This window comes from Serratia sp. CY84636 (assembly GCF_052166245.1).
Classification (GTDB): Bacteria; Pseudomonadota; Gammaproteobacteria; order Enterobacterales; family Enterobacteriaceae; genus Serratia; species Serratia nevei.
In genome coordinates this window covers 1-5,578 of sequence record NZ_JBJNOX010000029.1, presented here as the reverse complement: position 1 = coordinate 5,578, position 5,578 = coordinate 1, and the positions used below count along the sequence as shown (strand labels likewise).

5 protein-coding genes, 4 tRNA genes and 1 other RNA gene are annotated in these 5,578 nt (G+C 53.1%); 8 read left to right on the top strand and 2 right to left on the bottom strand.

The window, feature by feature from the left end; all coding sequences use genetic code 11:
• Positions 1–441 precede the first annotated feature (441 nt).
• Both murB and birA read left to right on the top strand, forming a co-directional pair.
• Complete coding sequence (gene murB / locus ACJ8QI_RS25345; protein ID WP_084826986.1) at positions 442–1,479, top strand: UDP-N-acetylmuramate dehydrogenase; 1,038 nt, start codon at positions 442–444, stop codon at positions 1,477–1,479.
• Positions 1,476–2,438: a bifunctional biotin--[acetyl-CoA-carboxylase] ligase/biotin operon repressor BirA gene (birA, locus tag ACJ8QI_RS25340; RefSeq protein ID WP_064291448.1), complete on the top strand. Its 963-nt coding sequence runs from the start codon at positions 1,476–1,478 to the stop codon at positions 2,436–2,438. The genes murB and birA overlap by 4 nt, the downstream gene beginning before the upstream one ends.
• A gap of 45 nt (positions 2,439–2,483) precedes the next feature.
• On the opposite strand, the gene coaA is transcribed toward birA, so the two are convergent.
• Both coaA and ACJ8QI_RS25330 read right to left on the bottom strand, forming a co-directional pair.
• Positions 2,484–3,434 (bottom strand): type I pantothenate kinase, encoded by a 951-nt coding sequence (coaA, locus tag ACJ8QI_RS25335; protein ID WP_033636718.1) that lies wholly within the window; start codon positions 3,432–3,434, stop codon positions 2,484–2,486.
• A 219-nt stretch (positions 3,435–3,653) separates the two neighbouring features.
• Positions 3,654–4,202, bottom strand: a complete 549-nt coding sequence (locus tag ACJ8QI_RS25330) for a GNAT family N-acetyltransferase (RefSeq protein ID WP_060441478.1) — start codon at positions 4,200–4,202, stop codon at positions 3,654–3,656.
• Positions 4,203–4,598: 396 nt separating this feature from the next.
• On the opposite strand from ACJ8QI_RS25330, the gene ACJ8QI_RS25325 reads away from it, so the two are divergent.
• From ACJ8QI_RS25325 to ACJ8QI_RS25300, 6 genes are all read left to right on the top strand, one after another.
• Positions 4,599–4,674 (top strand) — tRNA-Thr (locus ACJ8QI_RS25325).
• A gap of 25 nt (positions 4,675–4,699) precedes the next feature.
• A tRNA-Tyr gene (locus tag ACJ8QI_RS25320) sits at positions 4,700–4,784 on the top strand.
• Positions 4,785–4,830: 46 nt separating this feature from the next.
• Positions 4,831–4,946, top strand: a non-coding RNA gene (locus tag ACJ8QI_RS25315) — RtT sRNA.
• A gap of 36 nt (positions 4,947–4,982) precedes the next feature.
• Positions 4,983–5,057: transfer RNA gene (locus ACJ8QI_RS25310), tRNA-Gly, on the top strand.
• A gap of 6 nt (positions 5,058–5,063) precedes the next feature.
• Positions 5,064–5,139, top strand: a tRNA-Thr gene (locus ACJ8QI_RS25305).
• Positions 5,140–5,248: 109 nt separating this feature from the next.
• The coding region (locus ACJ8QI_RS25300; RefSeq protein ID WP_227647507.1) for a GTP-binding protein at positions 5,249–5,578 on the top strand (330 nt) is incomplete at its 3' end.

The window sequence follows — 5,578 nt, the reverse complement described above, 5'->3', positions numbered from 1 at the left end:
GTGAAACGCCGTAGCGCCGATGGTAGTGTGGGGTCTCCCCATGCGAGAGTAGGACACTGCCAGGCATCAAACAAAGCCGAAAGCCCTGAACTGACGTTCAGGGCTTTTTGCTATGCGTAAAATAAATATCCTGACTGTATCTATTACTTTGAAAAATACCTTTTTGGCATATGTAGCTTAGCCTTATAAGGAAGCATAATGTTTTTTGTCGGGGAAATAGCCAGATCAATATATAATTGATAGCTTCAGATTATTATTTAAATAATAAAAATGCCTATTTATTAAGATGTTGATGAGAATTATCCGGTTATATCAAAGATAAATCTTAATTCTTCAGTGTATTATTCGATAAATTTCACGTTAATTAAAACAAATATTAGCCAGACGCCTCGAATCGAGTAGACTAGGCGAAAGATTATTTCCGTATAGGTACTGAACGTTATGTCTACTGAAAGCGCGTCTTTAAAAAACCACAATACGTTTGCGCTCCCGGTCAACGCAGCGCACCTGATCATAGCCGATAGAATTGAGCAGATGCTCAAGGTTTGGCAACAAACGCGCAAGCGTCAGGAGCCGCTGCTGATTCTCGGTGAAGGTAGCAACGTGCTGTTCCTGGAGGATTTTTCGGGCACGGTCATGGTCAATCAGCTAAAGGGTATCGACGTCCGGGAAGATAACGATGCCTGGCATCTCCACGTCAGCTCCGGTGAGAATTGGCATGATCTGGTGCAATATACGCTGCAGGCCGGGATCTGCGGTCTGGAGAACCTGGCGTTGATTCCTGGATTGGCCGGCTCCGCGCCTATTCAGAACATCGGCGCCTACGGCGTCGAATTGAAAGACGTTTGCGAGTATGTCGACCTGCTGGATTTCTCTACCGGCGCTATCGATCGCATTCCGGCTGCCGAGTGTGGTTTCGGCTACCGGGAAAGTATTTTCAAACACCGTTTCCAAACCGGGCATGTCATTGTCGGGCTGGGTTTGCGCCTCAACAAACAGTGGCAACCCAAATTGAGCTACGGCGATCTGGCTAAGCTGGATCCCGCTACGGTGACGCCGCTTCAGGTATTTGAATCCGTATGCGCCATGCGCCGCAGCAAGCTGCCCGATCCGCGTGAAACCGGCAATGCCGGCAGCTTCTTCAAGAATCCGCTGGTGAACGCAGAGAAAGCCGCAGAACTCATCGCCAAATATCCTGGCATACCGCATTATCCGCAGCAGGATGGCCAGGTGAAGCTGGCCGCCGGCTGGCTTATCGACCAATGCGAGCTGAAAGGATATCGTCTCGGTGGTGCTGCGGTACACCGCCAGCAGGCGCTGGTGCTGGTGAACATCGACAACGCCCACAGCCAGGATGTGGTGGCGCTGGCGCGCCATGTACGCAAGACGGTGGCCGATAAATTTGGCGTCTGGCTGGAGCCTGAGGTGCGTTTTATTGGCGCGACCGGTGAGCTGAATGCCGTGGCGGTGCTGTCATGAAAGATACCAAGGTTCCGTTAAAACTGATCGCGCTGCTGGCCGACGGCGAATTCCATTCCGGGGAACACCTCGGTGAGTCACTCGGCATGAGCCGTGCTGCGATCAATAAGCATATTCAAACCATTCGCGAGTGGGGGCTGGATGTTTTTACCGTGCCTGGCAAAGGTTACAGCCTGCCTGGTGCCATCCAGCTGTTGGAAGCCGAGCGTATCCTCAGCCTGCTGGAAGACAAGCGTGTAAGCGTGTTGCCGGTGGTCGATTCCACCAACCAATACTTGCTGGACCGCATCGCCGAATTGCACTCCGGTGACGCCTGCGTCGCTGAATACCAACAGGCGGGGCGTGGGCGCCGCGGGCGGCAGTGGATCTCGCCATTCGGCGCTAATTTATACCTGTCGATGTTCTGGCGCTTGGAGCAAGGCCCGGCGGCGGCAATGGGGCTTAGCCTGGTGATCGGGATGGTGATGGCGGAAGTTCTGCAGCGTCTCGGTGCGGCAGACGTGCGCGTTAAGTGGCCTAACGATCTTTATCTGAACGATCGTAAACTGGCGGGGATCCTGGTCGAACTGACGGGAAAAACCGGCGATGCGGCTCAACTGGTCATCGGTGCCGGCATTAACCTGGCGATGCGGGATACCAACGCCAGCGCCATTACCCAGGGCTGGATTAACCTGCAGGAAGCGGGAATTCAGATCGATCGCAATGAGCTGGCTGCAACCCTGCTCAATGAGCTGCGTCAGTCGTTGAAACAGTTTGAGATAGACGGACTGGCGCCATTTATCGGTCGCTGGCGTACCCTGGATAACTTTATCGACAGACCGGTCAAGCTCCTGATTGGCGAGCGGCAGATTGTGGGCATCGCCCGAGGTATCGATTTGCAGGGGGCGCTACTACTGGAACAAGACGGAGAGATAAAACCCTTCATCGGCGGGGAGATATCACTGCGCAGTGCGGAATAGTTAGAGAAAGGGGGACGGCAACGTCCCCTGAATCGATCGGTAGGCTTACTTTCTTAAACGCACGCTTTCAACGGCGTGGTTAGCGCTTTTGGTCATGATCAGGCTGGCGCGTTCGCGCGTAGGCAGTATATTCTGCTGCAAATTCAATCCGTTAATTTCATTCCACAATTGCGTGGCGATATTAATCGCTTCCGGTTCCGGTAATTTTGAATAGTGATGGAAATAAGAATCGGGATTGGAAAATGCGCCCTGACGGAATTTCAGGAAGCGATTGATATACCAGCTTTGCAATAGCGTCTCCGGGGCATCAACATATATAGAGAAGTCGACAAAATCGGAAACGAATACGCGATGCGGATCGTGAGGGTAATCCATACCGCTTTGCAATACGTTAAGCCCTTCCAGGATCAGAATATCCGGCTGCTCGATGACTTTATTGCCCTCGGGCACAACGTCATAGATCAAATGGGAATAAACCGGGGCGGTGACGCGTTTGGCGCCGGATTTCACTTCCGACACGAATTTCACCAGGCTATGCATATCGTAAGACTGCGGGAAGCCTTTTTTCTTCATCAGGCCGCGTTCGTTCAGCACCTTATTTGGATGCAAGAAACCGTCGGTCGTGATCAGCTCAACGCTGCGGTGTTCCGGCCAGCGGCTCAGCAGTGCCTGCAACAAGCGCGCTGTTGTGCTCTTACCGACGGCTACGCTGCCGGCGATGCCGATGACATAGGGAATTTTTTGCCCGTCGGTGCCGAGGAATTGCTCCAGTACCGCCTGCCGCCGCAGGTTGGAGCTGATATAGAAGTTCAACAGTCGTGACAGCGGCAGATAAATCTGCGCAACTTCTTCCAACGAGAGATCTTCGTTAATCCCTTTCAGTTTAACGATCTCTTCTTCCGACAACGTCAGCGGCACCGAATCTCTCAACGCAGCCCATTGGGTACGATCGAACTGTAGGTAGGGCGTAGCTAAAGATTGATCTCTTTTTATCATAAGCCAAATTCTGCCTGTTAACGCAGGTTGGGAAAGGCGCCGGACGCCAGCTCCAGAGAATAAACAAGCTGCATATTATAGACAGCTTCGTTTTTGGCGTAGACTTTTTTCGCAAAAGTTGTCGATAGGCAGCAGTTTATGTCAATTGTGCGAAGCGGCGCGCAGTTGATAAAGCGGGGTTGCAAGGCGGTATCATCGGGGCCGGATACCGCCTGAAGGCTAGCTGGCGATGGCGCGCGAAGGTTGGTTCACGGCGAACAGGCGTTTGTAATAAATAACGGTTGGATGGTAATGCCCATCGGGCCCTGCCGCATAATCCGGTAGCTCGCCCAAACAGCGATAACCCAGGCTGCGATAAAGCGCTTCTGCTGCCGAACCGGCCTGCGTATCCAGGTACAATAGCCCGCGCTGCTGTTGCAGTGCCGCGTGCTCCAGTGACTTCATCAGCGCCTGACCTACGCCGTTTCGGCGAGCGCGGCTATGCACCAACAGCTTCACTACCTCCGCACGATTACGGCCGTTCGGCTTCTGGCAGAGCTCGAGTTGCACGGTGCCAACGACGCCGCGCTCGTCACGGGCAATCCACAGCAGCAGTTCACCTTTGGCCAAGGCCGGCCGCAGACTGTGGAAGTAGCTTTCGGCGTCTTCGTGAGGGATTAAGGTGTCGTAACCGACAGAAGCGCCGTGCGTGACGGCATCGGTCAACAGGCGGGCCAATTCATCGCGGTAAATCGGTAGCGTAGCGGCGTTGATAGGCACTATTTTCATCGGTCATTCCTCCTGGGATGGGGGTAATGAAGAGAAGCAATAACTGAGCCACAGCGGCGAAAGGCATGGCGACGGCAAAAGGGCGAGGGATCAGTGTAGCCCACGCCGCAGTCCGGGGCAGGTATCCCCTTTTTGGTGCATCGATCCCGCTCACAGTTTACCTGCGCGGGTTAAGTGTTTTGAGAAGCCCGACACGGAGAAAGCGGCGCTCAAGGCTTGCAAAAAGTGGATAAAATTGTAGAGAATGATTGCCGCGAGTGATGAATGTTTGCACGCCGCAGGCTGCGAATTGCATGACAGTATGCAAAATTGACTGATTTATGAGCGAAAGTGCGCGTAAAGCAATTTTTTTGTTGCATAGGTCGCCCGCTCTACCTAGAATGCGCTGCACTTGATGCCGGCTTAGCTCAGTAGGTAGAGCAACTGACTTGTAATCAGTAGGTCACCAGTTCGATTCCGGTAGCCGGCACCATTCAAGTCACAACTAGTTAAAATCTGGTGGGGTTCCCGAGCGGCCAAAGGGAGCAGACTGTAAATCTGCCGTCACAGACTTCGAAGGTTCGAATCCTTCCCCCACCACCAAATCTTGCCTTCGGCGATTAACTGAGATGCGATAAATACCGCAACGGTTGATGGCGGGAGGAGAGGGCGAAAGCCTTCGGCAAGGTTCGAGCTGTGCAGCGCAAGGCGCAGCCGGCCCGAAGGATGCGAGCCGAGTGATGAACAATCCTGCTCCATCCCAAAATTCTACAGAAAAATCAGGTAGCCGAGTTCCAGGATGCGGGCATCGTATAATGGCTATTACCTCAGCCTTCCAAGCTGATGATGTGGGTTCGATTCCCACTGCCCGCTCCAAGATGTGCTGATATAGCTCAGTTGGTAGAGCGCACCCTTGGTAAGGGTGAGGTCGGCAGTTCGAATCTGCCTATCAGCACCACTTCTTAATTTCTCGCCCCCTGATTTTCTTTCTGTTCTGGATTCAACGAGCAAATGCTTGGTTGATGTGGTGATACCACCGATTTATCCGTGTCTTAGAGGGACAATCGATGTCTAAAGAAAAGTTTGAACGTACAAAACCGCACGTTAACGTCGGTACTATCGGCCACGTTGACCACGGTAAAACTACCCTGACTGCAGCGATCACTACCGTACTGGCTAAAACCTACGGCGGTTCTGCACGTGCTTTCGACCAGATCGATAACGCGCCAGAAGAAAAAGCTCGTGGTATCACCATCAACACCTCTCACGTTGAGTATGACACCCCGACTCGTCACTACGCGCACGTTGACTGCCCAGGGCACGCCGACTACGTGAAAAACATGATCACCGGTGCTGCTCAGATGGACGGCGCGATCCTGGTAGTAGCTGCGACTGAC